We start from the raw sequence: 25,975 nt of genomic DNA, 5'->3' as shown, positions 1-25,975 counted from the left end.
CCGGTCCGGGCACGGCTACGCGACGCTCCTGCGCCGGGCCACCAGGGTCCACACCCCGAGCCCCACGAGCAACGCGCTCCCGGTGCCGATGCCACCCACGGCGATCACCCGCATCGCGGTGTCGTCCCCCGACGCGGGCACGCCCTCCGCCGCCGCCTCCCGGTCCTGCTCCGAGACGTCGAAGACACCCTCCGGCCGGGACTCCCCCGTGTACCCGGGCCCGCTCCGGGGATCTCCCTCGACCCGCACGCGCAGGGTCATCCGGAACGGCCCGTCCCCGAAGGTGCCGGCGACGTCCCGCGCGAGGTGGGCGACGAGGTAGTAGGAGCCGGCGAAGCGCATCGCGTTGACCTGGGCGAGGGCGCCGTAGCGGTTGGCGTGGTCGACCGGCGGCAGCGGCGGCAGGCTGCCGGAGTTCTGGTCGCCGTCGTAGCCGACGCTCACGACGGCGGCGCGGCCCCGCGCGGGGTTGTAGAGGGCCAGGTCGAGGGCGCCGGACGCGTACCCGGTGCCGCCGGAGTCGGAGCTGCCCAGATCGGCCGTCACCGCGAGCTGCTGGCCCCAGTCGACCGGCACCTCGTAGAAGAGTGTCTGGCCGGGCCGGATGTCGTCGCGCCAGACCCCTTGGTCGAGGGGGGTCGCCCGGGCGAATCCCGCCCCGCCGTGGCGCCGCTCGGGTTCGCCCTGGAGCGGCTGGGGGGTGGCCGAGTTCCACACCCGGGGCGCGCTGGTCGCGCCGGTCTTCGCCGTGGGCGGCTCGGTCGTGGCGAAGAGTTCCAGGTCCCAGGCGCCCGGCGATGAGCCCTCGGGGTCGGCGCGCTCGACGGACACGTAGTACGCGCCGGCCTTCTGGCACAGCGACCTGGTGGGGGAGATCTCGCGCATGCCCCAGGCGGCGATCGGATGGGGGCTGCGAGCGGCGCCGAAGTTCGCGGTGTCGGAGGAGCAGGAGTTGCCCTCGGCGTCCTGCACGGACACCTTGAGCCCGTCGACGACGGAGACGGTGCTGCCGGGGGAGGGAGCGGCGGTGACGGAGACGTACGCGCTGGACGTGGCGTCGAGCACGAGGCGGTAGTTGACCTTGCTGCGGCTCGGCAGGGAGCTCCGGTACACCGTGCCGGGCGTCAGGCGTACGGCGTCGGCGGTGCTGCGCGCTCCCTCGACGGTGCTGGCGCCCTCGGCGAAGGCGTACGGGCTCGGTGTGACTGCCGTGGCGGAGTCACCGGCGGCCCGGGCGGCCGGAGCCGGTCCCACGGCGGCCGTCGTGCCCAGCACCACGGCCACGGCGCCCAGGCGCACGGCCGTCGACGACCGGCCGCGCCACGCCCCCGCACGCCGCTCGCGCGCCGTGCACCACCGCCCCCTCACGCGCCACCCCTCCCCGTCCGCGGACCGCGAAACCGTGAACCGTGGCCCATCCTGCCTCGCCGCGCGGGTTCACGACCGGCCCTCGGCACACAAAACCCCGACCGCGAGGCGGCCGGGGTGTGCTCGAAAGGGGTTGTCGTGACTCACGAACCCGTGGGCACGGAGTCAGTCGCCTCCGTCCACAGATCCTGCTCGGCGCGATCCGCCTGGATCTGGCGGTACACGAGGAGCCCGCCGATGGCGGCCAGTGCGACCAGGAGAAGCTTCTTCACCGCGCGACCTCGTCTTTCCTTGACGTAGGGGACCTCTGGCGCCCGACTATACACACCGACCGATACCGATCGGTGACCTGCGTCGGCCGTCAACTCCCGTCTCGGACACCGGGATAGAAGCGGAGTTCACCGATCCGATCGGAGGGTGATCACACGCCGACGGACGGTTACTTCGCCCCCTCTCCTCCTCTCTCCACACGTTTTCGACCCTCTTGCGCCCATCCGGGTGGTGTTCATCTGAACATCGCCGCGCCACGGGCGGAGGTCCACCACTTCCCGGCCCTCATACACATCATGAGGAAAGTACGCAAATCGCCCAACCCGAAAGTGAGGGGCCATGGCCCGGAACAAGGTCATGAAGCTGTGGACCGCGATCGTCACCGCCTTCCTCGCCCTGTGCACGGCGCTCGGATTCATCACCACGACCGCCGCGGCGGCGGTACCGCAGACCGAGCAGAAGCGCAACAGCGAGCGCGTCCCGCACCAGCGGACGGCACCGGCGGCCGCGCCCTGGTCCCAGGCGAGGGCCCTGCCCCCCACGATGAAACAGCGCATCCGCGCCGAGGCCCACGGCAAGTCCCCGCGCTGCCGCCACCGCTCCCTCACGGACTCGACGGCGACGACCACGCCCGACTGCCCGGACGACGACCCGGACGACGAGGGCGACTCCGCCGCCTCCCGCCTCACACCCCTCAAGCGCTGACCGCACGGTCCCTGGTACGTCCTGGCGATCTTGCGTACCCCCACGACCCACCAGAGACCCGGAAGACCCCGGCCGCTGTCGGCCGGGGTCTTCGCATGTCCCGTTCACTGCGACAGCACGGCGACCACGACCGACCCGGACCGGCCACCGCACCCCGCACGCCGCGCCTCGGCCACACGGCCCGGTGGACGAACCACCCGGCACCGATTGCCCACGGCCACGACGAGCACCGCCGCCACGCCCCTCAGCACCGTCCGAAACGCCTCATGCCCGGCCTACGACGTCGACCAACCGGCTATGTGCTTTGGTCAATCCTCCCCTGCGGTCCGGCGCCGACCGTCGCTGTTGGCCATTGTTGGTGTCAGCCACTGATGTCAGCCGACCTATGCCGTCTTGACAGCGCGTGACGGCCGGGACGGAGCTACTCGGGTGCGCTCACAGCCACCGGGTCCCTGAAGTTCCCGAACGTCACGACGTTGCGCGCCGAGTTGCCGGACATCTCCAGCCACTGCTCGAAGCGCACGACTCGTCCGAGTTCGTTGACCCACACGTCGCAGGCGAACTCCTTGGTACCCGTGGCACGCATCCTGTCGTACAGCCGACGGTCCACCGTCCGGAGCTGGTCCTGAGTGAGGCTCCCGGAAAGCCGGTACGCCAGGACGCCGCCTGTCTCCTCTTGACCCTTCCGGGCCTTCGGCCCAAGATCCAAGAGCAGCTGTGCGTAAGCACCGTAGTCAGCTATGCCCGCGCTTGAGGAGTCCAGTCCCGTACGCTGCCACTCCCCAGCTGCTCCGTCGTCATCAAGTGTCCGCGTGTAGGTGGCGTCCTCTAGCAGGATCGTCTCCGTACTGAACGCTTGGTCCTCCGGGACACTGTCGGAGGTCGTCAAGGTCAGTTTGCCCGTAGGGCCTGATCCGTTGAAGTTCATCCGACCGGCCATGACGACCGTCAGCGTGGAGCCCGTATAGGTCTCCGTCCTGATCTCAGCCGAGTAAGGCGCTGTATCGGCGTTCTTGAGCGCCACCTCAACATCGAACGAATCATCGGACCCCGGCGTGGCCGATGCTGCCGATGCTTCGCTCTTCGACGTCGGTGCGGATGCTTTCTCGACCTCCCCGGCACCACACCCGGTGATCAAAACGACGGCCGCGATACCGGCCGCCACGGTCGCCAAGTGGCGCATGACAGGGAACCCCCTCAGTGTGGCTGACAGGCCGCTGAGTCTGTCATGGGCACAACCTGAAGCACGCCGCCTTTCCTCGACCCACCACCCTCCCAGCTCCCATCCCGTACGCCGTGGAGCAGGCGTGGTTCATCGCGTCCAGGTGGAGCGCGCCACTGTACGAACGACCTGGACGCCATGAGCCGCGTCTGCGTGTGGGTCGGCTGGTCCCCTTCCTTGACCAGTCGCGCGCGGGCGTAGGCCTCGGCGCCTTCCGGTAGCCCGTGTGCGGCTGCCGCCTCCGGTGGCGCCACGACGCGACTGACCGTCTGGTCTGCTCGTTCCGGCGGTACCCCCGCCCCGAAGCCACGCGGTCCGTGATGAAGGCGGCCTCGTCGCCGTCCCGCCACTTGGCCTGGTCGTACCGGGCGATGCCCAAGCGCCTGAGGGGGACTTGCTGGCGCACGACCGTGCCGTGGCCCCGCGATGTGCTGGTGTCCGCCGGATCACTGTCCGCCTCGCTTGGCACACCTGCGGGACCCTGCTCGCCTTCCTGAAAGTGCACCCCAAGGTGGCTCAGGCGATCCTCCGACACAGCCAGATCAGCATGACCATGGACGTGTACACGCACGTGGTCGGCGACAGTGAGCGCGAAGCGGTGGGCATGCTAGCCGAACTTCTGGAAGATCCGCTCATCGGCTGATGTCAGCCATGGATGTCAAAGAACCCCCAGCCGATATCGACTGGGGGTCTTTAAGCTGGTGGGGCTAACAGGATTTGAACCTGTGGCCTCATCCTTATCAGGGATGCGCTCTAACCAACTGAGCTATAGCCCCGCCGCGCTCTGCGGTGTGTGTCCCGCGCGCTGACTCCTGAAGATTAGCGCACGACATGGGCAGTCCCAAAATCGGTTGTCGGGACGACCACCAGGGGGCGTCACTCGTCCTCGGCGAGCGTCAGCTCCACACCGCCCACGAAGCCGGCGGAGAGGTTGTAGATGAACGCGCCGAGCGTCGCGAGGGCCGTCGCGAGGACGACGTCGATGACCGCGATGATCGACGTGAACAGCAGCACGTTGGGCAGCGACAGGAAGGCCTGCAGGTCGAAGCCGTTGGACTCGTTGGAGCCGGTGGCCTCGGAGATCGTGCCGCCGACCGTCGAGAAGACGCCCATCGCGTCCATGACCATCCACAGCACGGCGGCCGCGACGATCGTGCAGATGCCCAGCGCGATGGAGAGCAGGAAGCTGACCTTCATCACCGACCACGGGTCGGCCTTCGCCACTCGCAGGCGCGCCTTGCGGACGCGGGGGGTGGTGCGCGCCCCCGTGCGCGGCCGCCGCACCGCGGCTGCCCCCGCGTCGGCACCGGCGGCGGCCCCCTGCTGCGCCGGATAGGCCTGCGGCGGGTGGTACGGCCCGGCCGGCTGCTGCGTCTGCCGTTCCCCGGGCAGCGGGGAGGCCGGCTGCCCGGGGGCGCCCGGGTCCTGGGCGGCCGGCTGCGGCTGCGCCGGTGCGCCGGTGGCGGCCGGGCCCGCTCCAGGCTTCTGCTGGGTCTGCGGACCTCGGGTGTCCGTCACAGTTCCCCCCTGTGATCCATACGTGTCCGGCGAGGGCGCGTCCGTGGTCGAGGGCTTGATCGCCTTCAGGTTGGTCGTGTGCGGATCCACCGCACGCGCGGCGGAGCCACGGCCGCCGCCGTCCGTCTCCGTACCCTTGGAGGTACCGGTCGGTCCGGCGCCCGTGGCTCCGCTCACGCTGACTCACTCCTCGTGCTACTCGGCCGAGGGCGCCTCACCCTCGTCCGTGCCGGTGGTCCCGGCCCCCTCGGCGGACTCGTCGACGACCACGTCGCCGTCGACCTCCTCCGCCTCGCGTCCCGCCTCGGCGTTGCGAGCGATGCCCACGACGGCATCGCGCTTGCCCAGATTGATCAGTTGGACGCCCATGGTGTCACGGCCGGTTTCCCTGATCTCGTTGACTCGCGTACGAATCACACCGCCCGACAGCGTGATGGCGAGGATCTCGTCGGTCTCCTCGACCACCAGCGCGCCGACGAGGGAACCGCGGTCCTCGACGATCTTGGCGGCCTTGATGCCCAGGCCGCCGCGACCCTGGACGCGGTACTCGTCGACGTTGGTCCGCTTCGCGTACCCGCCGTCTGTGGCAGTGAACACGAACGTACCGGGTCGAACAACATTCATCGAGAGCAGCTCGTCGCCCTCGCGGAAGCTCATGCCCTTGACGCCCGAGGTGGCACGGCCCATGGGGCGGAGGGTGTCGTCCGATGCGGTGAATCTGATCGACTGCGCCTTCTTGCTGATCAGGAGCAGATCGTCATCGGCCGAGACGAGTTCGGCACCGATCAGTTCATCGTCCGAACCGTCCTCCATCGACCGGAGGTTGATCGCGATCACACCGCCGGAGCGGGGCGAATCGTAATCCTTCAGAGGCGTCTTCTTCACAAGTCCGGCCTTGGTGGCGAGCACCAGGTAGGGGACGGCCTCGTAGTCGCGGATCGCCAGGATCTCGGCGATCGCCTCGTCCGGCTGGAAGGCGAGCAGGTTCGCCACGTGCTGGCCGCGCGCGTCCCGGCCGGCGTCCGGCAGCTCGTAGCCCTTCACGCGGTAGACCCGGCCCTTGTTCGTGAAGAACAGCAGCCAGTGGTGCGTGGTGGACACGAAGAAGTGGTCGACGATGTCGTCTTCCTTGAGCTTCGCGCCGCGCACGCCCTTGCCGCCGCGCTTCTGGGCGCGGTAGTCGTCGGTCTTCGTGCGCTTGATGTAGCCGCCCCGGGTGACCGTGACGACGATGTCCTCCTCGGCGATCAGGTCCTCGATGGACATGTCGCCCTCGTACGGGATGAGCTTGGTCTTGCGGTCGTCGCCGTACTTCTCGACGATCGCGGCCAGCTCCGCGCTGACGATGCCCCGCTGGCGGACCGGGGAGGCCAGGATCTCGTTGTACTCGTTGATCTTCGCCTGGAGCTCGTCGTGCTCCTGGACGATCTTCTGGCGCTCCAGGGCGGCCAGCCGGCGCAGCTGCATCTCCAGGATGGCGTTGGCCTGGATCTCGTCGATCCTCAGCAGGTCCATCAGGCCGCCGCGGGCGATGTCGACGGTGTCGCTGCGCCGGATCAGCGCGATGACCTCGTCGATGGCGTCCAGGGCCTTCAGCAGACCGCGCAGGATGTGCGCCCGCTCCTCGGCCTTGCGCAGCCGGAAGCGCGTACGGCGGACGATGACCTCGATCTGGTGGGTCACCCAGTGGCGGATGAACGCGTCGAGCGAGAGCGTGCGCGGTACGCCGTCGACCAGCGCCAGCATGTTGGCGCCGAAGTTCGTCTGCAGGTCCGTGTGCTTGTAGAGGTTGTTCAGGACGACCTTGGCGACCGCGTCCCGCTTGAGCACGATCACGAGCCGCTGGCCCGTGCGGGAGGACGTCTCGTCGCGGACGTCCGCGATGCCGCCGATCTTGCCGTCCTTGACGAGGTCGGCGATCTTCTGGGCCAGGTTGTCCGGGTTCGTCTGGTACGGCAGCTCGGTGACGACCAGGCACTGGCGGCCCTGGATCTCCTCGACCTCGACCACCGCGCGCATGGTGATGGAGCCGCGGCCGGTGCGGTACGCCTCCTCGATGCCCTTGCGGCCGACGACGAGCGCGCCGGTCGGGAAGTCGGGACCCTTGATGCGCTCCAGGAGGGCGTCCAGCAGCTCCTCGTGCGAGACCTCGGGGTTCTCCAGGTACCACTGGGCACCGGCCGCGACCTCGCGCAGGTTGTGCGGCGGGATGTTGGTCGCCATGCCGACCGCGATGCCGGCCGAGCCGTTGATCAGCAGGTTCGGGAAGCGGGCCGGCAGGACGGTCGGCTCCTGGGAACGGCCGTCGTAGTTGTCCGTGAAGTCGACGGTCTCCTCGTCGATGTCACGGACCATCTCCATCGACAGCGGCGCCATCTTGCACTCGGTGTACCGCATGGCCGCGGCCGGGTCGTTGCCCGGGGAGCCGAAGTTGCCGTTGGAGTCGACGAGCGGCATGCGCATCGACCAGGGCTGGGCGAGGCGCACGAGCGCGTCGTAGATGGAGGAGTCGCCGTGCGGGTGGTAGTTGCCCATGACGTCGCCGACGACGCGGGCGCACTTGTAGAAGCCGCGCTCGGGGCGGTAGCCGCCGTCGTACATGGCGTACAGGACGCGGCGGTGCACGGGCTTGAGGCCGTCGCGCACGTCGGGCAGCGCGCGCGAGACGATGACGGACATCGCGTAGTCGAGGTACGAGCGCTGCATCTCGGTCTCGAGCCCGACGGGCTCGACACGCATCGCGAGTTCGCCGCCCTCTACAGGGGTGACGGGAGTGTTCTCGTCGGTCATTGCTGGTGGGGATCCTTCCTGGTGCGGTCAGCTGAGACCGACTCAGATGTCGAGGAAGCGGACGTCCTTGGCGTTGCGCTGGATGAACTGGCGGCGGGCCTCGACGTCCTCGCCCATCAGGACCGAGAACAGGTCGTCGGCCTGCGCGGCGTCGTCCAGGGTGACCTGGCCGAGGACCCGGTGCTCCTGGTCCATCGTGGTCACGCGCAGCTCCTCGGCGTTCATCTCGCCGAGACCCTTGAAGCGCTGGATCGAGTCCTCCCGGACGCGCTTGCCGCGCTGGCGGCCCATCTCGATCAGCGCGTCGCGCTCGCGGTCCGAGTAGGCGTACTCGACGTCGTCCCGGCCCCACTTGATCTTGTACAGCGGCGGACGGGACAGGTACACGTGCCCGGCCTCGACCAGCGGCCGCATGAAGCGGAACAGGAAGGTCAGCAGCAACGTGCTGATGTGCTGTCCGTCGACGTCGGCGTCCGCCATCAGGATGATCTTGTGGTAGCGGAGCTTCTCGATGTCGAAGTCCTCGTGCACACCCGTACCGAAGGCCGAGATCAGCGCCTGGATCTCCTGGTTCTGCAGGATCTTGTCGATCCGGGCCTTCTCGACGTTGAGGATCTTGCCGCGGATCGGGAGGATCGCCTGGTACTGCGGGTTGCGGCCGGACTTGGCCGAACCGCCGGCGGAGTCGCCCTCGACGATGAAGATCTCGCACTTGGTGGGGTCGTTCGACTGGCAGTCCGAGAGCTTGCCCGGCAGGGACGCGGTCTCCAGCAGGCCCTTGCGGCGGGTCAGGTCCCGGGCCTTGCGGGCGGCCACGCGCGCGGTGGCGGCCTGGATGCCCTTGCGGACGATGTCCGCGGCCTCGTTCGGGTTGCGGTCCAGCCAGTCGTTGAGGTGCTCGTAGACGGCCTTCTGGACGAAGGTCTTCGCCTCCGTGTTGCCCAGCTTGGTCTTGGTCTGGCCCTCGAACTGCGGCTCGCTCAGCTTCACCGAAATGATCGCGGTGAGACCCTCGCGGATGTCGTCGCCCGTGAGGTTGTCGTCCTTCTCGCGGAGCAGCTTCTTGTCCCGCGCGTACTTGTTGATCAGGTTCGTCAGCGCCGCGCGGAAGCCCTCCTCGTGGGTGCCGCCCTCGTGCGTGTGGATGATGTTGGCGAACGAGTACACGCCCTCGCTGTAGCCGCTGTTCCACTGCATGGCGACTTCGAGGGAGAGTGACTTGTCCTTGTCCTCGGCCTCCAGGTCGATCACCGACGGGTGCACCGCCTCTCCCTTGCGGGAGTTGAGGTACTTCACGAAGTCGACGATGCCGCCCTCGTAGTGGTACGTGACCGTCTTGACCTCGGCGGTCTCGTCCGCGCCGGCCTCGTCCGCGCCGGAGGTGGCCTTCGCCGACTCGCGCTCGTCGGTGAGCTTGATGGTCAGGCCCTTGTTGAGGAACGCCATCTCCTGGAAACGCCGCGACAGCGTCTCGAAGGAGTACTCGGTGGTCTCGAAGATGTCGCCGTCGGCCCAGAAGGTGACCGAGGTGCCCGTCTCGTCCGTGGCCTCGTGCTTGGCGAGGGGGGCCGTCGGGACGCCCATCTTGTAGTCCTGCGTCCAGCGGTGGCCGTCGGTCTTCACCTCGACGGAGACCTTGCTGGACAGGGCGTTCACGACCGAGACGCCGACGCCGTGCAGACCACCGGAGACCGCGTAGCCGCCGCCGCCGAACTTGCCGCCCGCGTGCAGCACGGTCAGCACGACCTCGACGGCCGGCTTGCCCTCCGACGGCACGATGCCCACCGGGATGCCACGGCCGTTGTCGACGACCCGGACGCCGCCGTCGGCGAGGATCGTCACCTCGATCGTGTCCGCGTGCCCGGCCAGCGCCTCGTCGACGGAGTTGTCGACGACCTCGTACACGAGGTGGTGCAGTCCGCGCTCACCGGTGGAACCGATGTACATACCGGGTCGCTTGCGGACCGCGTCCAGACCCTCGAGGACGGTGATGGCACTGGCGTCGTACGACGCCGTTACGGAGGCCTCGGCGACTCCGGCCGGGGCCTCGGTGGACGGGATGTTCTCGTTGGGGTTGCCGGAATCGGCCACGAAGCGCCCTTTCTGGCACAGCACGAGCCAGGCTCTGGGGGTCCCCCCTCCGGGGGAGGGTCGCCGGAGCGGCTGCGGCATGTTGCGTTGGTAAGCCCTGATCAGCGTTGCTCAGCTTTTCCCGGACGGTCCCCACGAGTGGGGCGGGATTGCTTCCAGTCTACCGGTAGCACTGACACTGATGGGGGTTTGCCGGTACCTGGGTCCGCATGTGCCGCCCTCGATGGGTCTTGTCCGACTCCCGATATACGGATGGGGGCTCCAAGAGGCTCACGGAGCCACTCAGCGCTTCCGGCCGTCAACCCTTGGCTACTTCGGAGTCAGGTCCCGATTCGCAACCGTGTGCGGTGCCGCGACGGGACGGCCGCACAGGCCGATCCGGGGCGAGGAGACGTGACGTAAGTCACCTGTAGGTATCGCCAGGTCCCCTGCTGCCGGGGGCGCGCAGAGGGCCGTAGCGGCGCGCGGGAGCGCTGGGACCGACGACCTTGATGTGCCGCACCGTGCCGTGCCCCAGGTCCTCGTTGAGCCGCGCGACGAGCACGGGCGCGAGGCGGCGCACCTCGGTCGCCCAGACCGGCGACTCGCACTGCACGACCAGGACGCGCTCGTCCTCGTCGTACCGCTGCGGGGTGCAGTGGTCGGCGAGCTTCTCGCCGACGATCTGCGGCCAGCGGCCCATCACCCCGCCCACCGCGGCCGGGGCCTCCCAGCCGCGCTCGGTGATCAGCCGGTTGATCGCGGGCCCGAGCGCCATGGGATCGCGGCCGTCGGCGCGCGCGCCGGAGCGCAGCCCGCCGCCCCTGCGCGCCTGCTTCTTCTGCTGCGCCGCGTCCCCCCGCGCGCGGGCGGCCTCCTTCGCGGCGCGCAACGCCACGCGCGCGAGGTCGACACCAGAGGGATCGGGGTCCTTCTTCGGCTCCTGTGTGCTCATACCCGCTCCACCGTCCCCTCGGACACGGCGAACCGCACCCCGGACAGCACGTGCGGGACGTCGTCGTCCACCGCCGCGGTCACCAGGACCTGCTCCCCGGGCGCGACCAGTTCGGCGAGCCGCTCGCGCCGGCGGGTGTCGAGTTCGGCGAAGACGTCGTCGAGCACCAGCACCGGCTCGTTGCCCTCCGCCCGCAGCAGGTCGTAGGAGGCCAGGCGCAGCGCCAGCGCGTACGACCAGGACTCGCCATGGGAGGCGTAGCCCTTGGCGGGCAGCTGGCCGAGCTTGAGCAACAGGTCGTCCCGGTGCGGTCCGACGAGCGTGACGCCCCGCTCGATCTCCTGCTTGCGGGCCTCGGCGAGGGCGGCCGTCAGCTGCTCGAAGAGGTCCTCGCGTGTGTGCGCCTCGCCCGGCGCGGACGGCTTGTACTCCAGGGCGACCGGGCCGCCGCCGGGGGCGAGCTGTTCGTACGCCTTGTCGGCCAGCGGCTGGAGCGTGGCGATCAGATCAAGACGCTGGGCGAGCAGCTCGGCGCCCGCGCGCGCGAGGTGCTGGTCCCAGACGTCCAGGGTGGACATGTCCATGGAACGGCCGCCGTGCCGCCGGGCCAGCGCGGCCGACTTCAGCAGGGTGTTGCGCTGCTTGAGGACCCGGTCGTAGTCGGAGCGGACCCCGGCCATGCGCGGCGAGCGGGCGGTGATCAGCTCGTCGAGGAAGCGGCGCCGCTCCCCGGGGTCGCCCTTGACCAGCGCGAGATCCTCCGGCGCGAACAGGACCGTCCGGACGATCCCCAGCACGTCACGCGGTCTGACCTGCGAGGACCTGTTGATACGGGCACGGTTGGCACGCCCAGGGCTGAGCTCCAGCTCGACGAGCTGCTGCCGCTCGCCCTGCCTGACCTGGGCCCGGATGATCGCCCGCTCGGCGCCCATGCGGACCAGCGGGGCGTCGGAGGAGACCCGGTGGCTGCCGAGGGTGGCGAGATAGCCGACGGCCTCGACGAGGTTGGTCTTGCCCTGCCCGTTCGGCCCGACGAAGGCCGTCACCCCCGGGTCGAGCGGGACCTCGACCCGGGGATAGGAGCGGAAGTCGGCCAGCGACAGATGCGTGACGTGCATGGTGTTCTCGCCGGCCTCCCTCGGTGCTCGGTTGCTTCTTCTCGGCTACTTCTTCTCGACCGCGTGGCCGCCGAACTGGTTCCGCAGCGCGGCGATCATCTTCATCTGGGGCGAGTCCTCCTGCCGGGAGGCGAACCGCGCGAACAGCGACGCGGTGATCGCCGGCAGCGGCACCGCGTTGTCGATCGCGGCTTCCACAGTCCAGCGTCCCTCGCCGGAGTCCTGTGCATAACCCCGCAGCCCGTCCAGGTGCTCGTCCTCGTCGAGCGCGTTCACCGCGAGGTCGAGCAGCCAGGAGCGGATGACCGTGCCCTCCTGCCAGGAGCGGAAGACCTCCCGGACGTCGGTCACGGAGTCGACCTTCTCCAGCAGCTCCCAGCCCTCGGCATAAGCCTGCATCATCGCGTACTCGATGCCGTTGTGGACCATCTTCGCGAAGTGGCCCGCGCCGACCTTGCCGGCGTGCACCGAGCCGAAGTCGCCCTCCGGCTTGAGGGCGTCGAAGACCGGCTGCACCTTCGCGACGTTCTCGGCGTCGCCGCCGTACATCAGCGCGTAGCCGTTCTCCAGGCCCCAGACGCCGCCGGAGACGCCGCAGTCGACGAAGCCGATGCCCTTGGCCGCCAGCTCCTCGGCGTGCTTCTCGTCGTCCGTCCAGCGGGAGTTGCCGCCGTCGACGACGACGTCACCCGGCTGAAGCAGCTCGGCGAGCCGGTCGATGGTGGACTGGGTGGCCTCGCCCGCCGGGACCATCACCCAGACCACGCGCGGTCCGCTGAGCTTGCCCACAAGCTCTTCCAGGCTGTGGACATCGGCGAGGTCCGGGTTGCGGTCGTATCCGTAGACGGTGTGGCCCGCGCGGCGGATCCGCTCGCGCATGTTGCCGCCCATCTTGCCGAGGCCGACGAGACCGAGCTCCATCAGTTGTTTTCCTTAGGTTCGCAGGTGTCCGACGTGGCGCTGCGGCACGTGTGTGCCGCGTCCGAGCCTAATCCCGGACGCTCGCGCACATCTGTGGGCATACGCGCTCACTCGCACGCCCTCACCTGCGGCTTTACCCCCAGCCTGTGGACAGCCGGCGGGGCTCAGCCGCTGAGGCGCACCGGCATGATCAGGTACTTGTAGGCCTCGTCCGCCTCGGCGTCCAGCGCCGGCTTGCCGCTGAGCAGCGCGGGCTTGGTGGACGTCGTGAACGACAGCTGGGCGACCGGGGAGTCGATCGCGCTCAGGCCGTCCAGCAGGAACGTGGGGTTGAAGGCGATCGAGATGTCGTCGCCCTCCAGCCGGGCGTCGACCCTCTCCACAGCCTGTGCGTCGTCGCTGGAGCCGGCCTCCAGGATGAGCACGCCCTGCTCGAAGCTGAGCCGCACCGGGGTGTTCCGCTCGGCGACCAGGGCCACACGCTTGACGGCCTCCACGAAGGGGGCGGTCTCGATCACGGCGACGCTGTTGAACTCCGTCGGGAACAGCGTGCGGTACTTCGGGAGGTCGCCCTCCAGCAGGCGGGTCGTGGTCCGGCGGCCGGCGCCCTCGAAGCCGATCAGGCCCTCACCCGCGCCCGAGCCGGACAGCGCCAGGGTCACCTGGTCGCCGCTGGTCAGGGCCTTGGCGGTGTCCAGGAGCGTCTTGGCGGGGACCAGGGCGACCGCGGAGGCGTCCGGGTTCTCCGGCTTCCACAGGAACTCGCGGACCGCGAAGCGGTAGCGGTCGGTGGAGGCCAGCGTGACCGTGTCGCCCTCGATCTCGATGCGGACGCCGGTGAGGACGGGCAGCGTGTCGTCACGGCCGGCGGCGATGGCGACCTGGGCGGCCGCGGAGGCGAAGACCTCGCCGGGGACCGTGCCCGTCGCGTTCGGCATCTGCGGCAGGGCCGGGTACTCCTCCACAGGCAGGGTGTGGAGGGTGAACCGCGAGGAGCCGCAGACCACCGTCGCCCGTACACCGTCTGTGGAGATCTCCACCGGGCGGTTGGGGAGCGCGCGGCAGATGTCCGCCAGCAGGCGGCCGGAGACCAGGACCGTGCCCTCCTCCTCGACCTCGGCCTCGACGCCCACCCGGGCGGAGACCTCGTAGTCGAAGCCGGACAGGCTCAGCTGGCCGTCCTCGGCCTTGAGGAGCAGGCCGGCGAGGACAGGCGCCGGCGGACGGGCCGGGAGGCTGCGAGCCGCCCAGGCCACTGCCTCCGCGAGTACGTCGCGTTCCACCCGGATCTTCACTGTTGCCGCCTCCTGCTGTTGCCGGCGCTTCTCGCTCTGCCTGGCCCTCGTCGTCTGTCTCGGTGCCGACGGTCCCTGTGAGGGGGAGGACACCGGGGACCAGTCTGACGCACCCCACTGACAGTAGGTGCCTCTCGGGGTCAAGTCGTGACGAGGGGCGGTCGGGCACCGGAGAGCGAGTTGTGCACAGGACCCGCTTCGAAACGGATTCCGCTCTCTCTCTAGTCGGGAGTAGTAGTAGGGCCTGTGGATACCGTGGATAACCCCGTTTGCCCAGCTCAGAGCGGAAATTTTGTCCACGGGGCCTGTGGGTGACGCCGGTGGACAACCCGGGGTCTCTGTGGAGAACGGAAAGTTCTGCACACCCCGTGCACAGGGAAGGGCGAGTTCTCCCCAGTGCCGTCCCCAGTTTTACCCAGCTTTCCCACAGCCCAACCCGGCACCTTTGTGTGACGCCTTTCACTCGACCCGGTGAGGAGGCGCGTCGGGTTGCCGAACAGTGGACAGCCATGTGGAGAAGCCGCCGATCGCTGGGGACAACCGCCCCCAGCCTGTGGGCGGCCCGTGGACAACTCGGTGCACAGCCTGTGGATCTCCGCTTCGTCCACAGGCTGTGGAGATCGTTCGTCCACCAATCCACAAGCACCTGAACTGGTCTGATGGTCTTTCAACAGCGCTGCCTGTGGATACGATCTGGACAACTCCCCGGTCCCCAGGATGTGGACGGCAGAAAGTCCCCGAATCTGTGGAGGGAGGCCGTAACCCCGCGACTATTCGAACAGCGGGATGTGCACGGGGGCCGACGCGGACGCCCGGGAACACGCGCGAGGGCGCCCCCGGGAGACTCCGGGGGCGCCCTCAGCGGTCCGGGAAGCGGCGCTCAGCCGTTCTTGATGCGGTTGGTGAGCTCCGTGACCTGGTTGTAGATGGAGCGGCGCTCGGCCATCAGATTGCGGATCTTGCGGTCCGCGTGCATGACCGTGGTGTGGTCGCGGCCGCCGAACAGCGCGCCGATCTTCGGCAGCGACAAATCCGTCAGCTCCCGGCACAGGTACATGGCGATCTGCCGGGCGGTGACGAGAGCCCGGCCGCGGGACGTGCCGCAGAGATCCTCGACGGTCAGCCCGAAGTAGTCGGCCGTGGCGCCCATGATCGCCGTGGAGGTGATCTCGGGTGCCGAGTCGTCCCCGCCGGGGATGAGGTCCTTGAGGACGATCTCCGTCAGCCCCAGGTCCACGGGCTGCCGGTTGAGCGAGGCGAACGCCGTGACCCGGATCAGCGCGCCCTCCAGCTCTCGGATGTTCCGCGAGATCCGGGACGCGATGAACTCCAGCACCTCCGGCGGCGCGTTCAGCTGCTCCTGCACCGCCTTCTTGCGCAGGATCGCGATCCGCGTCTCCAGCTCGGGCGGCTGGACGTCCGTGATCAGTCCCCACTCGAAACGGTTGCGCAGCCGGTCCTCCAGCGTCACCAGCTGCTTGGGCGGCCGGTCGCTGGAGAGCACGATCTGCTTGTTGGCGTTGTGGAGCGTGTTGAAGGTGTGGAAGAACTCCTCCTGCGTCGACTCCTTGTCCGCGAGGAACTGGATGTCGTCGACGAGCAGGATGTCCATCTCCCGGTACCGCTTGCGGAAGCTGTCGCCCTTGCCGTCCCGGATGGAGTTGATGAACTCGTTCGTGAACTCCTCCGAGCTCACGTACCGCACCCGCGTGCCGGGGTACAGGCTGCGCGCGTAGTGCCCGATGGCGTGCAGCAGGTGGGTCTTGCCGAGACCGGACTCCCCGTAGATGAACAAGGGGTTGTACGCCTTGGCCGGCGCCTCCGCGACGGCGACCGCGGCCGCGTGCGCGAAGCGGTTGGAGGCGCCGATGACGAACGTGTCGAAGAGGTACTTCGGGTTCAGGCGGGCGGTGGGCTCGCCCGGGCCGGTCGCCGGAGCGGGCTGCGCGGCCAGCGGGCCGGGCGCGCCGGTCGTCGGCAGGTTCGGGCCGACCGGGCCGCCCCGGTGCACGTGCCCCGAGCCGGCCGGCGGCTCCGGCAGCTCGCGGCGGACCGGGTCGCGCTGGTCGTAGTCGGGGCGTGAGGCCTCGTAGTCGGAGCGCGGCGGCTCGTAGGAGGGGCGCTCCATGGACTGCGGACGGTAGTCCTGCGATCCGTAGGGTTCCTTGGGGGAGCCGTAGGAGTCCTGACCGCCGTAGGAGTCCTGGGACGGTGACGCGTACGGGTCACGGTCGGGGAAGCCGAGGCGCTGCTGCTGCCAGCCGTAGTCGTCCTGCGTCGGCCGCGGCCAGGAGCCGGGCTCGGGGCGCTGGTATTCCGAAGGGTAGGCCGGGCGGGCCGTCGGCAGCTGGTCTGCGCGCGTAGGCGGACGCTGGTCGCCGGACGTTCCCGGCAGCGGCTCGGCGCGGTGCCGGCCGTACCCCTCGTAACCGCCGTCACGGTCCTGGCGGCCGTCATAGCCCTCGCGGGGGTCGGGGCGGTTGTCGTACGCGTCACGTTCCTGACGGTTGTCGTACGCGTCACGTTCCTGACGCGCGTCGTAGCCGTCGCGGTCCTTGCGCCCGTCGTAGCCGTCGCGGTCCTGGCGGGCCTCGTACGTGTCGCGGTCCTGGCGCGCGGACGGGAGCTCGGGCTCCTCGTAGCGCGGCTGGGGGCGGGCGGGGGGCGCCGGGGGCTCGCCCGCGGAGTCGTCCACGGTGATCGCGATCCGGATCGGGCGGCCGCACTCACGGCTCAGCGTCTCGCTGACGACCGGCGCCAGACGGCCCTCGAGCACGCCCTTGGCGAATTCGTTCGGTACGGCGAGCAGAGCCGTGTCGGCGACCAGCGCGAGCGGCTGGCAGCGCCGGATCCAGTGCTCGTCCTTCGCCTCGACCCCCTGGCCGCGGCCCTCCCCGAGGAGCTGCTCCAATACGCGTGGCCACACTGCGGCAAGATCGGCAGGTACGTCAGCCACAGGGCACGCTCTCTCACGGGTCCCTCGAAGGTGTGATCCGGGGACGGGTCGGGATGTAAATCGGGTCGGGCAGGGATAAGGGAACGAATCGGAGTCCAGTCACGGTAGTCAGGGCGACGGGTACGGTTCAAGTTGTTGTCCCCAGCCTGTGGACAAGTGTCTCCCGGCGACTCCTGGTTTGACCGGATGGCGTAGCCGCGCGTACCGTAACCAGGTCGAGTTGTCGATGGCTGCTGCCGCCTGCCTCCGATGGGCACAGATCACTGGGGTGATCGGTCAGCGGTGCACTCGGGCGTAACTGCGAGCTACTCGTGGGCGCACGGTGACAGCCAGGACGGCACCCCGCAACCACCGATTCTTTCTGGAGCCCCCGAGTGAGCAAGCGCACCTTCCAGCCGAACAACCGTCGTCGCGCGAAGACCCACGGCTTCCGGCTGCGTATGCGCACCCGTGCCGGCCGCGCGATTCTCGCGTCCCGCCGCAGCAAGGGTCGCGCCCGCCTGTCCGCCTGATCCCGATCAGGTCATGACATCGTGCTGCCCACCGAGAACCGGCTGAGGCGGCGCGAGGACTTCGCGACCGCGGTACGACGAGGTCGTCGGGCAGGCCGTCCGACCCTCGTCGTCCACCTTCGAAGCGGTGCCACGGACCCGCATGCGCCTGGGGAGAGCGCTCCCCCGACGCGTGCGGGTTTCGTCGTGAGCAAGGCCGTAGGTGGCGCGGTCGTGCGCAACAAGGTCAAGCGCAGGCTTCGCCACCTGATGCGCGAGCGAGTCGTCCAGCTGCCCCCCGGTAGCCTGGTAGTCGTACGAGCGCTGCCCGGATCGGGCGACGCCGACCATGCACAGCTGGCCCGAGACCTGGACGCCGCCCTTCAGCGGCTGCTGGGAGGGGGCGCGCGATGAAGTACCCGCTGCTGGCTCTGATCAAGCTTTACCAGTGGACGATCAGTCCACTGCTCGGGCCGGTCTGCAAGTACTACCCGTCGTGCTCCCACTACGGCTACACGGCCATCGACCGGCACGGTGCCATCAAGGGAACGGCACTCACGGCCTGGCGCATCCTGCGGTGCAATCCGTGGTCGCTGGGCGGTGTGGACCATGTCCCGCCGCGCAAGCGTCCGCGGTGGCACGAGATGCTGCGCAACGGGTGGCGCGCACGCAAGGGCGGGCCCTCCGCCGCCGACCCGGCCACCGAGGGACAGACTTCTCCCGCAAGTCCGTCGAGTCCTTCGAGCCCGGCCGCAGAGACACCGTCCCATGCCCAAGGAGCATGATTAGTGGACACGATTGCCAGCCTCTTCAGCTTCATCACCACACCCGTCTCCTGGGTCATCGTCCAGTTCCATTCGGTGTACGGCGCCATCTTCGGCCCCGACACCGGGTGGGCCTGGGGCCTGTCGATCGTGTCCCTGGTGATCCTGATCCGTATCTGCCTGATCCCGCTCTTCGTGAAGCAGATCAAGGCGACCCGGGCGATGCAGACGCTCCAGCCCGAGATGAAGAAGATCCAGGAGCGCTACAAGAACGACAAGCAGCGTCAGTCCGAAGAGATGATGAAGCTGTACAAGGAGACGGGCACCAACCCGCTCTCCTCGTGCCTTCCCATCCTGGCGCAGTCCCCGTTCTTCTTCGCCCTGTACCACGTGCTCAACAGCATCGCCTCGAACGACACCGTCGGTGTGATCAACGAGAACCTGCTGCAGAGCGCGCAGAAGGCGCACATCGTCGGTGCCCCCCTCGCCGTGAAGTTCACCGACAGCGCGTCGAAGGTGGAGGCGCTCGGCGCGACCCTCACCGACGTCCGCGTGGTCACCGCCGTCATGATCATCCTGATGTCGGCGTCGCAGTTCTTCACCCAGCGCCAGCTGATGACGAAGAACGTCGACACCACGGTGAAGACGCCGTTCATGCAGCAGCAGAAGATGCTGATGTACGTCTTCCCGGTCATGTTCGCCGTCTTCGGCATCAACTTCCCCGTCGGTGTCCTCGTCTACTGGCTGACCACCAACGTGTGGACCATGGGCCAGCAGATGTACGTCATCCGCAACAACCCGACGCCGGGTTCGAAGGCCCAGTCCGAGTACCTGGAGCGACTGCACAAGCACGTCACGCAGCGCGAGAAGGTCTCCCGGCGCCGGGACCGGGTCATCGTGAAGGCCATCGTCGCCAAGGGCCGGGACCGCAACGAGTACGAGCGCAAGTTCATCAACGGGCTGAGCAAGGCCGGACTCGCCGCGCAGGCCGACGGCACCGTGATCAAGAGCGAAGCCGCTGCCGCCGTCCAGGCCGAGGACGGTACGCCGACCACCACCGGTACGCCGAAGCGCCAGCAGCCCAAGCGGCAGACCAAGGCGCAGCGCCAGTCCGGCGCCGTCGGAGGTGTGAAGGCGGCCGGTGAGCAGGAGCCGAAGACCTCGCTGACCAAGTCCGACGTGCCCGAGGACGCCAAGCCCGCCGCCGCTGCCAAGAAGGGCGGCGCGAAGCCCGCCGGCGGTACCCGCAGCAAGGCCCAGTCCGGGCAGCGCAAGGGCCCCCAGCGGCCCAAGTCCCCGTCCAAGAAGTAAGAAGGAGTCCATCCCGTGACGGAAGGCACCACCTCCGCCGCTGCCGAGGGTGCAGACACCCTGACTCGCCTGGAGCAGGAAGGCGAGATCGCGGCGGACTACCTGGAGGGTCTGCTCGACATCGCCGACCTCGACGGCGACATCGACATGGACGTCGAGGCCGACCGTGCCTCCGTATCGATCATCAGCGACACGGGCAGCCGCGACCTGCAGAAGCTGGTCGGCCGTGACGGCGAGGTGCTGGAAGCGCTCCAGGAGCTCACTCGTCTGGCCGTGCACCGGGAGACCGGTGACCGCAGCCGTCTGATGCTCGACATCGCGGGATACCGCGCCCGGAAGCGCTCCGAGCTGTCCGAGCTGGGTGCCAAGGCCGCGGCCGAGGCCAGGAGCAGCGGCGAGGCCGTGAAGCTGCAGCCGATGACGCCGTTCGAGCGCAAGGTCGTGCACGACGCGGTCAAGGCCGCCGGACTGCGCAGCGAGTCCGAGGGCGAGGAGCCGCAGCGCTTCGTCGTCGTGCTGCCCGTCTGATCGGCCCCTGCTTTTCCCGGCCCCGTCTGTTGCGCAGACGGGGCCGAACTTTGTCAGCCTGATAGTTCTGTGGTTCTGATGTCGGCGCCGGGTGCGCCGACGCGGTACGGAAGGACGGTCCCCCGTGACGGAGGCAGCGGAGCTTCCCCCCGCGCCCGAGCAGGCGCGAGAGGTGTTCGGTGATCGCTTCGCGGATGCGGTGCGCTACGCCGAGCTGCTCGCCGAGGCGGGCGTGCAGCGCGGTCTCATCGGTCCACGCGAAGTGCCCCGTCTGTGGGAGCGGCACCTGCTGAACTGCGCCGTGCTCTCGGAGGTCGTGCCCGAGGGCGTGACGGTGTGCGACGTCGGCTCGGGCGCCGGCCTGCCGGGCATTCCGCTGGCGCTGGTCCGGGAGGACCTGAAGATCACCTTGCTGGAGCCGCTGCTGCGGCGAACCAACTTCCTCACCGAGGTCGTGGAGCTGCTCGGCCTCGATCATGTGACGGTCATGCGCGGCCGGGCCGAAGAGGTGATGGGGAAGATCCAGCCCGTCCATGTGGTGACCGCCCGAGCCGTCGCGCCCCTCGACCGTCTCGCCACGTGGGGCATTCCGCTGTTGCGCCCGTACGGAGAGATGCTCGCGCTGAAGGGCGATGCGGCCGAGGAGGAGCTGAAGAGCGCCTCGACGGCCCTCAGCAAGCTGGGAGCCGTGGGAACCTCCATCCTGCATGTGGGCGAGGGCGTGGTGGACCCGATGTCCACAGTCGTGCGGGTCGAGGTCGGGGAGAGCCCGGGTGGCGTGCGCTTCGCCGCGAAGCGGGCCAAGGCGGCTCGGACAGGCCGCGCGCGTCGGCGGCGCTGATCCGTCCTGCGGACGAGACGTACTCCACACAAGCTGCCAAACCTACGCATGCCGGAGTGTCGCGGCTGTCCGGCCGTGGCTGCCCTGCATCGTGTTTCACGTGAAACGTCGCTCACTGCTGCACGGCATCATCAGTCGTGGCCGCGCTGCGGCCGAACCCCGCGACCGTAAGCCCCTCGGTTCACTCGACGAGGGAACCGAGTTGTCCACAGAGGTGGATTTCTCCACAGAACGCCAGGCCTCACTGGTTCGCGACCCCGAAGACATGGGAGGCTCTGTTCATTGCGAGCCTGAAGTCGAGGAGAGTGAATCCTTGCGGTCCGACGCCAACATCGCGGGACCGATGACCGATCCGGTCCCCGGTCCCCGTACCGAGTCGATGGGGGCGGATGTTTCACGTGAAACACCGCCTCCGATGGACGACACTCCCATCGGTCGTGCTGCCCAACTGGCGGTGGAGGCTCTGGGCCGCGCCGGCGAGGGCCTGCCACGGCCCGAGCAGACCCGAATCATCGTGGTCGCCAACCAGAAGGGCGGTGTGGGCAAGACGACGACGACCGTCAACCTGGCCGCGTCGCTGGCTCTGCACGGCGGCCGGGTTCTGGTGGTCGACCTCGACCCGCAGGGGAACGCGTCCACCGCGCTGGGAATCGACCACCATGCCGAAGTTCCGTCCATCTACGACGTGTTGGTGGAGAGCAAGCCGCTCTCCGAGGTCGTCCAGCCGGTTCCGGATGTGGAGGGTCTCTTCTGCGCCCCCGCCACGATCGATCTCGCCGGTGCGGAGATCGAGCTGGTTTCCCTGGTGGCGCGGGAGAGCAGACTGCAGCGCGCCATCCAGGCGTACGAGCAGCCGCTGGACTACATCCTCATCGACTGCCCGCCCTCGCTCGGACTTCTGACGGTCAACGCGTTGGTGGCGGGCCAGGAGGTCCTGATTCCGATCCAGTGCGAGTACTACGCGCTGGAGGGTCTGGGCCAGTTGCTGCGCAACGTCGACCTGGTGCGGGGGCACCTCAACCCCACCCTGCACGTGTCGACCATCCTGCTCACCATGTACGACGGCCGGACGCGTCTGGCGTCGCAGGTCGCCGAGGAGGTGCGCACGCACTTCGGCGACGAGGTATTGCGGACGAGTATCCCCCGGTCCGTCCGTATCTCCGAGGCGCCGAGCTACGGGCAGACGGTCCTGACTTACGATCCAGGATCGAGTGGTGCCCTCTCATATCTTGAGGCGGCACGAGAGATCGCGCTGAGGGGCGTGGGCATCAGCTATGACGCCACACACGCCCACATCGGCGCACAGCAGAACGACCCGAGCATGGTGGAGGGCATTCAGTGAGCGAGCGACGGAGGGGGCTGGGCCGTGGTCTCGGCGCACTGATCCCTGCCGCCCCGACAGAGAAGTCGGTGGCCCAGGCCGCGACGGGGGGTGCCGCTGCCACATCTCCTGCGGCAGTGCCCGTGCTGCCCCACGACCGTGGGGTGGCCGCAGCGAAGGTTGCGACGCTGCCGGCTGTTTCACGTGAAACCGAGGAACCGGCGCAGCCCGCTGCCCCGGCCCTGCCCGCTGCGCCCATCGGTGCGCACTTCGCCGAGATCCCGCTCGACGCGATCACGCCGAACCCGCGGCAGCCGCGTGAGGTCTTCGACGAGGACACGCTCTCCGAACTCATCACCTCCATCAAGGAGGTGGGGCTCCTCCAGCCGGTCGTCGTCCGCCAGGTGGGCCCCGCCCGCTATGAGCTCATCATGGGCGAGCGTCGCTGGCGGGCCTGCCGTGAGGCGGGCCTGGAGGCGATCCCGGCGATCGTCCGGGCCACGGAGGACGAGAAGCTCCTCCTGGACGCCCTGCTGGAGAACCTGCACCGCGCTCAGCTGAACCCGCTGGAAGAGGCCGCCGCCTACGACCAGTTGCTCAGGGACTTCAACTGCACGCATGACCAGTTGGCGGACCGCATCGGCCGCTCCCGGCCGCAGGTCTCCAACACCCTGCGGCTGCTGAAGCTCTCGCCGGCCGTGCAGCGCCGGGTCGCCGCGGGTGTGCTCTCCGCCGGCCATGCCCGGGCCCTGCTGTCCGTCGAGGACTCGGAGGAGCAGGACAAGCTGGCCCACCGCATCGTCGCCGAAGGGCTGTCGGTGCGTGCCGTCGAGGAGATCGTGACCCTCATGGGGTCGCGGCCCCAGAAGGCTCAGCGGCCCAAGGGACCGCGGGCCGGGGCCCGGGTCTCGCCCGCGCTGTCCGAGCTCGCCACGCGGCTCTCGGACCGCTTCGAGACGCGGGTGAAGGTCGACCTCGGGCAGAAGAAAGGCAAGATCACCGTCGAGTTCGCCTCGATGGAGGATCTTGAGCGGATCCTCGGTTCTCTCGCTCCCGGCGAGGGGCCGGTCCTGCAGAAGAGTCTTCTGGAGGGCGACTCCGAGGAAAGCGAGTCCTGAGTCTCCGGACGGAGTCTCGGCTGTGCATCCGACAGAGCGGGCCGTGTCCGGTGTGTACCGGAACGTGGCCCGCTCTTTCCTTTCGGGCGGTTTCGATGGAATCGCATCATCGATACGATGCGTTCGGGTACGGCGCGACCACCCGGCAGCACCTCTGAGAGGGAGACTAGGGCGATGCGAACGATGAGCCGCACCGGTCTGGTGAGCGCCGGTTTGGGGCTGGGAGCCGTCGGTGGGTTCATCGGCAGTCTCCTCAGGGAACGGAGTGCTCTCACAGCCGCCTGCGATGCGGCGGGCGAAGGAAGCGAGGAACAGCCTTCATGGGGCGTCGGCTTGTACCGCTCACGCTGGACAACCTTCAGGACCTTCCCCAGCGCTGTCGCTCGTGTGTCTTCTGGGAACTCGACCCGGTCAGCGGTGAGGCAGCGGTAAAGGCGGGCACGTCCGACCTGGAAAAGGAGGCCTGGATCTCAGCGGTCCTGCTGGACTGGGGCTCCTGCGGCCGGGTCGTCTACGTGGATGACGTGCCGGTGGGCTTCGTGCTCTACGCCCCTCCCGCCTATGTCCCCCGCTCCGCGGCCTTCCCCACGAGCCCGGTCTCTCCTGACGCCGTCCAGCTGATGACCGCGTTCATTCTGCCGGGCTACCAGGGGCAGGGGCTGGGCCGGGTGATGGTGCAGACGGTCGCGAAGGACCTGCTGCGGCGCGGCTTCAAGGCGATCGAGGCATTCGGAGACGCGCGCTGGAAGGAGCCGGCCTGTGTGCTGCCCGCCGACCATCTCCTGGCGGTGGGCTTCAAGACGGTCCGGCAACATCCCGCCCACCCACGGCTGAGACTGGAGCTGCGATCCACGCTCTCGTGGAAGGAAGACGTGGAGATGGCACTCGACCGGCTTCTGGGAGCCGTCCAGAAGGAACCGGCGCTACGACCGCTGTAGCGGCAGGCAGACACACGAATGGGCCGGCCCTTCCGGGCCGGCCCATTCGTGTTTCACGTGAAACATGCACCGCCGGAGCGACGGCTCAGCCGTCTCACTCGGCGATGAACTCCTCCAGGTCGCGGACGATCGCGGCCTTCGGCTTGGCGCCCACGATCGTCTTGGCGACCTCGCCACCCTGGTAGACGTTCAGGGTCGGGATCGACATGACGCCGTACTTGGCAGCCGTACCCGGGTTCTCGTCGATGTTCAGCTTGACGACCTCGATCTTGTCGCCGTACTCGGAGGCGATCGCCTCGAGGGACGGCGCGATCTGACGGCACGGACCGCACCAGGCGGCCCAGAAGTCCACCAGCACGGGCTTGTCGCTCTTGAGGACGTCCTGCTCGAAGGAGTCGTCGGTCACATTCTTCAGGGTGCCGGCCACGGCGGGCTCCTTAACTGTTGGTGCGTGGGGCGGGTAGGGAGGGGTCAGACAGCGGTCTTCTCGGGCTCCGGCTGCTCCTCGTCCGCGAGAGCGGCCAGGAAGCGCTCGGCGTCCAGAGCGGCGGAGCAGCCGGTCCCGGCCGCGGTGATCGCCTGCCGGTAGGTGTGGTCCACGACATCGCCCGCACCGAAGACACCCGGCAGGTTCGTGCGCGTCGACGGCGCGTTCACCTTCAGGTAGCCCTCCTCGTCCAGGTCGAGCTGGCCCTTGAAGAGCTCGGTGCGGGGGTCGTGACCGATGGCGATGAACAGACCGGTCACCGGCAGGTCCGAGAGCTCGCCGGTCTTGAGGTTGCGCAGCTTCAGGCCGGAGAGCTTCGGGTCGCCCTGGATCTCGGCGACCTCGCTGTCCCACACGAACGAGATCTTCGGGTCGGCGAAGGCGCGCTCCTGCATGGCCTTGGAGGCTCGCAGGGTGTCCCGGCGGTGGACGACGGTGACGGACTTGGCGAACCGGGACAGGAAGGTGGCTTCCTCCATCGCGGTGTCGCCACCACCGATCACGGCGATGTCCTGGTCCTTGAAGAAGAACCCGTCACAGGTGGCACACCACGACACGCCGCGACCGGAGAGGGCGTCCTCGTTCGGCAGACCGAGCTTGCGGTGCTGTGAGCCCGTCGCCACGATGACGGCCTTGGCCCGGTGGACGGTACCGGCCGTGTCCGTGACGGTCTTGATCTCACCGGTCAGGTCGACGGCCACCACGTCGTCCGGGACGAGCTCGGCGCCGAAGCGCTCTGCCTGGGCGCGCATGTTGTCCATGAGCTCGGGGCCCATGATGCCGTCCTGGAAGCCCGGGAAGTTCTCGACGTCGGTGGTGTTCATGAGCGCACCACCCGCGGTGACAGCGCCCTCGAACACCAGGGGCTTCAGCGACGCGCGTGCGGTGTACAGCGCCGCCGTGTAACCGGCGGGCCCGGAGCCGATGATGATCACGTTTCGGACGTCGCTCACGGCTTGATTCCTCGTCTCTGGACTGCGTCGTTGGA

At 68.8% G+C, this 25,975-nt stretch carries 23 protein-coding genes, 1 tRNA gene and 2 pseudogenes; 11 read left to right on the top strand and 15 right to left on the bottom strand.

All coding sequences use genetic code 11. From position 1 onward, the window contains the following. Window positions 1-15: 15 nt before the first annotated feature. Entirely contained in the window at window positions 16-1,368 is a 1,353-nt protein-coding gene (locus ABTZ58_RS03570; RefSeq protein WP_351349956.1) for a hypothetical protein, read from the bottom strand. A gap of 143 nt (window positions 1,369-1,511) precedes the next feature. Next, window positions 1,512-1,640 (bottom strand): DLW-39 family protein, encoded by a 129-nt coding sequence (locus ABTZ58_RS03565; RefSeq protein WP_003999697.1) that lies wholly within the window; start codon window positions 1,638-1,640, stop codon window positions 1,512-1,514. Window positions 1,641-1,977: 337 nt separating this feature from the next. Between ABTZ58_RS03565 and ABTZ58_RS03560 the strand changes: the two genes are divergently transcribed. After that, a complete protein-coding gene (locus ABTZ58_RS03560; RefSeq protein WP_351349954.1) occupies window positions 1,978-2,343 on the top strand; it encodes a DUF6344 domain-containing protein in 366 nt (121 codons plus the stop codon). Window positions 2,344-2,764: 421 nt separating this feature from the next. Here the strand turns inward: ABTZ58_RS03560 and ABTZ58_RS03555 are convergent, their stop codons facing one another. Continuing rightward, window positions 2,765-3,517 carry a hypothetical protein gene (locus ABTZ58_RS03555; protein WP_351349952.1) on the bottom strand — a complete coding sequence of 251 codons (753 nt, stop codon included), beginning with the start codon at window positions 3,515-3,517 and terminating at the stop codon, window positions 2,765-2,767. A 194-nt stretch (window positions 3,518-3,711) separates the two neighbouring features. Then, window positions 3,712-4,034 (bottom strand): annotated as a pseudogene (locus tag ABTZ58_RS03550) (hypothetical protein); the annotation flags it as partial. Here ABTZ58_RS03550 and ABTZ58_RS03545 point away from each other — a divergent pair. Then, window positions 3,996-4,208, top strand: a pseudogene (locus tag ABTZ58_RS03545) (site-specific integrase); the annotation flags it as partial. The pseudogenes ABTZ58_RS03550 and ABTZ58_RS03545 sit on opposite strands and share 39 nt — an antisense overlap. Window positions 4,209-4,264: 56 nt before the next feature. Here the strand turns inward: ABTZ58_RS03545 and ABTZ58_RS03540 are convergent. The 9 genes from ABTZ58_RS03540 to dnaA all read right to left on the bottom strand — a co-directional run bounded on the left by ABTZ58_RS03540 (window position 4,265) and on the right by dnaA (window position 17,188). Continuing rightward, window positions 4,265-4,341, bottom strand: a tRNA-Ile gene (locus ABTZ58_RS03540). 100 nt (window positions 4,342-4,441) lie between these two features. Continuing rightward, complete coding sequence (locus ABTZ58_RS03535; protein ID WP_351349950.1) at window positions 4,442-5,260, bottom strand: DUF3566 domain-containing protein; 819 nt, start codon at window positions 5,258-5,260, stop codon at window positions 4,442-4,444. A gap of 18 nt (window positions 5,261-5,278) precedes the next feature. Then, complete coding sequence (gyrA, locus tag ABTZ58_RS03530) at window positions 5,279-7,873, bottom strand: DNA gyrase subunit A (protein WP_351349948.1); 2,595 nt, start codon at window positions 7,871-7,873, stop codon at window positions 5,279-5,281. A gap of 42 nt (window positions 7,874-7,915) precedes the next feature. Next, window positions 7,916-9,988, bottom strand: coding sequence for a DNA topoisomerase (ATP-hydrolyzing) subunit B (gyrB, locus tag ABTZ58_RS03525; protein ID WP_351349946.1), 2,073 nt, complete (start codon window positions 9,986-9,988; stop codon window positions 7,916-7,918). A gap of 379 nt (window positions 9,989-10,367) precedes the next feature. Further along, on the bottom strand, window positions 10,368-10,898 hold the full coding sequence (locus ABTZ58_RS03520; protein ID WP_351349944.1) for a DciA family protein: 531 nt from the start codon (window positions 10,896-10,898) through the stop codon (window positions 10,368-10,370). Then, on the bottom strand, window positions 10,895-12,016 hold the full coding sequence (gene recF / locus ABTZ58_RS03515) for a DNA replication/repair protein RecF (RefSeq protein WP_351349942.1): 1,122 nt from the start codon (window positions 12,014-12,016) through the stop codon (window positions 10,895-10,897). The genes ABTZ58_RS03520 and recF overlap by 4 nt, the downstream gene beginning before the upstream one ends. A gap of 45 nt (window positions 12,017-12,061) precedes the next feature. Next, complete coding sequence (gnd, locus tag ABTZ58_RS03510) at window positions 12,062-12,937, bottom strand: phosphogluconate dehydrogenase (NAD(+)-dependent, decarboxylating) (RefSeq protein WP_351349940.1); 876 nt, start codon at window positions 12,935-12,937, stop codon at window positions 12,062-12,064. A gap of 164 nt (window positions 12,938-13,101) precedes the next feature. Continuing rightward, window positions 13,102-14,232 carry a DNA polymerase III subunit beta gene (gene dnaN / locus ABTZ58_RS03505; protein WP_351349938.1) on the bottom strand — a complete coding sequence of 377 codons (1,131 nt, stop codon included), beginning with the start codon at window positions 14,230-14,232 and terminating at the stop codon, window positions 13,102-13,104. 880 nt (window positions 14,233-15,112) lie between these two features. Next, entirely contained in the window at window positions 15,113-17,188 is a 2,076-nt protein-coding gene (dnaA, locus tag ABTZ58_RS03500; RefSeq protein ID WP_351349936.1) for a chromosomal replication initiator protein DnaA, read from the bottom strand. Window positions 17,189-17,562: 374 nt separating this feature from the next. Between dnaA and rpmH the strand changes: the two genes are divergently transcribed. From rpmH to ABTZ58_RS03455, 9 genes are all read left to right on the top strand, one after another. Further along, window positions 17,563-17,700 carry a 50S ribosomal protein L34 gene (gene rpmH, locus ABTZ58_RS03495; protein WP_003956500.1) on the top strand — a complete coding sequence of 46 codons (138 nt, stop codon included), beginning with the start codon at window positions 17,563-17,565 and terminating at the stop codon, window positions 17,698-17,700. A 21-nt stretch (window positions 17,701-17,721) separates the two neighbouring features. Next, on the top strand, window positions 17,722-18,093 hold the full coding sequence (gene rnpA / locus ABTZ58_RS03490; protein WP_351349934.1) for a ribonuclease P protein component: 372 nt from the start codon (window positions 17,722-17,724) through the stop codon (window positions 18,091-18,093). Next, window positions 18,090-18,464: a membrane protein insertion efficiency factor YidD gene (gene yidD / locus ABTZ58_RS03485; RefSeq protein ID WP_351349932.1), complete on the top strand. Its 375-nt coding sequence runs from the start codon at window positions 18,090-18,092 to the stop codon at window positions 18,462-18,464. Before rnpA ends, yidD begins: the two co-directional genes overlap by 4 nt. Window positions 18,465-18,467: 3 nt before the next feature. Continuing rightward, window positions 18,468-19,754: a membrane protein insertase YidC gene (gene yidC, locus ABTZ58_RS03480; RefSeq protein WP_351349930.1), complete on the top strand. Its 1,287-nt coding sequence runs from the start codon at window positions 18,468-18,470 to the stop codon at window positions 19,752-19,754. A 15-nt stretch (window positions 19,755-19,769) separates the two neighbouring features. Beyond that, on the top strand, window positions 19,770-20,282 hold the full coding sequence (locus ABTZ58_RS03475; RefSeq protein ID WP_351349928.1) for a Jag family protein: 513 nt from the start codon (window positions 19,770-19,772) through the stop codon (window positions 20,280-20,282). 124 nt (window positions 20,283-20,406) lie between these two features. After that, window positions 20,407-21,123: a 16S rRNA (guanine(527)-N(7))-methyltransferase RsmG gene (gene rsmG, locus ABTZ58_RS03470; protein ID WP_094054798.1), complete on the top strand. Its 717-nt coding sequence runs from the start codon at window positions 20,407-20,409 to the stop codon at window positions 21,121-21,123. 265 nt (window positions 21,124-21,388) lie between these two features. Further along, entirely contained in the window at window positions 21,389-22,465 is a 1,077-nt protein-coding gene (locus tag ABTZ58_RS03465) for a ParA family protein (protein ID WP_351350395.1), read from the top strand. Beyond that, a complete protein-coding gene (locus ABTZ58_RS03460) occupies window positions 22,462-23,562 on the top strand; it encodes a ParB/RepB/Spo0J family partition protein (RefSeq protein ID WP_351349926.1) in 1,101 nt (366 codons plus the stop codon). The genes ABTZ58_RS03465 and ABTZ58_RS03460 overlap by 4 nt, the downstream gene beginning before the upstream one ends. Window positions 23,563-23,882: 320 nt before the next feature. Beyond that, window positions 23,883-24,500, top strand: coding sequence for a GNAT family N-acetyltransferase (locus ABTZ58_RS03455; RefSeq protein WP_351349924.1), 618 nt, complete (start codon window positions 23,883-23,885; stop codon window positions 24,498-24,500). Window positions 24,501-24,594: 94 nt separating this feature from the next. Here ABTZ58_RS03455 and trxA read toward each other — a convergent pair whose 3' ends face one another. Both trxA and trxB read right to left on the bottom strand, forming a co-directional pair. Next, on the bottom strand, window positions 24,595-24,927 hold the full coding sequence (gene trxA, locus ABTZ58_RS03450; RefSeq protein WP_010032728.1) for a thioredoxin: 333 nt from the start codon (window positions 24,925-24,927) through the stop codon (window positions 24,595-24,597). Between the two features lie 44 nt (window positions 24,928-24,971). Continuing rightward, a complete protein-coding gene (gene trxB, locus ABTZ58_RS03445) occupies window positions 24,972-25,940 on the bottom strand; it encodes a thioredoxin-disulfide reductase (protein WP_309093697.1) in 969 nt (322 codons plus the stop codon). Window positions 25,941-25,975: the final 35 nt, after the last annotated feature.

Source organism: Streptomyces sp. NPDC094143 (assembly GCF_040303825.1).
Taxonomy (GTDB): domain Bacteria; phylum Actinomycetota; class Actinomycetes; order Streptomycetales; family Streptomycetaceae; genus Streptomyces.
This window is presented reverse-complemented; position numbering and strand designations above follow the sequence as displayed.

Coding starts and splice junctions, on each gene's coding strand:
- ABTZ58_RS03560 (WP_351349954.1), top strand. CDS start 1,978: ATGGCCCGGAACAAGGTCATGAAGCTGTGGACCGCGATCGTCACCGCC.
- gyrA (WP_351349948.1), bottom strand. CDS start 7,873: ATGACCGACGAGAACACTCCCGTCACCCCTGTAGAGGGCGGCGAACTC.
- ABTZ58_RS03520 (WP_351349944.1), bottom strand. CDS start 10,898: ATGAGCACACAGGAGCCGAAGAAGGACCCCGATCCCTCTGGTGTCGAC.
- recF (WP_351349942.1), bottom strand. CDS start 12,016: ATGCACGTCACGCATCTGTCGCTGGCCGACTTCCGCTCCTATCCCCGG.
- gnd (WP_351349940.1), bottom strand. CDS start 12,937: ATGGAGCTCGGTCTCGTCGGCCTCGGCAAGATGGGCGGCAACATGCGC.
- yidD (WP_351349932.1), top strand. CDS start 18,090: ATGAAGTACCCGCTGCTGGCTCTGATCAAGCTTTACCAGTGGACGATC.
- ABTZ58_RS03465 (WP_351350395.1), top strand. CDS start 21,389: ATGGGAGGCTCTGTTCATTGCGAGCCTGAAGTCGAGGAGAGTGAATCC.
- ABTZ58_RS03455 (WP_351349924.1), top strand. CDS start 23,883: ATGGGGCGTCGGCTTGTACCGCTCACGCTGGACAACCTTCAGGACCTT.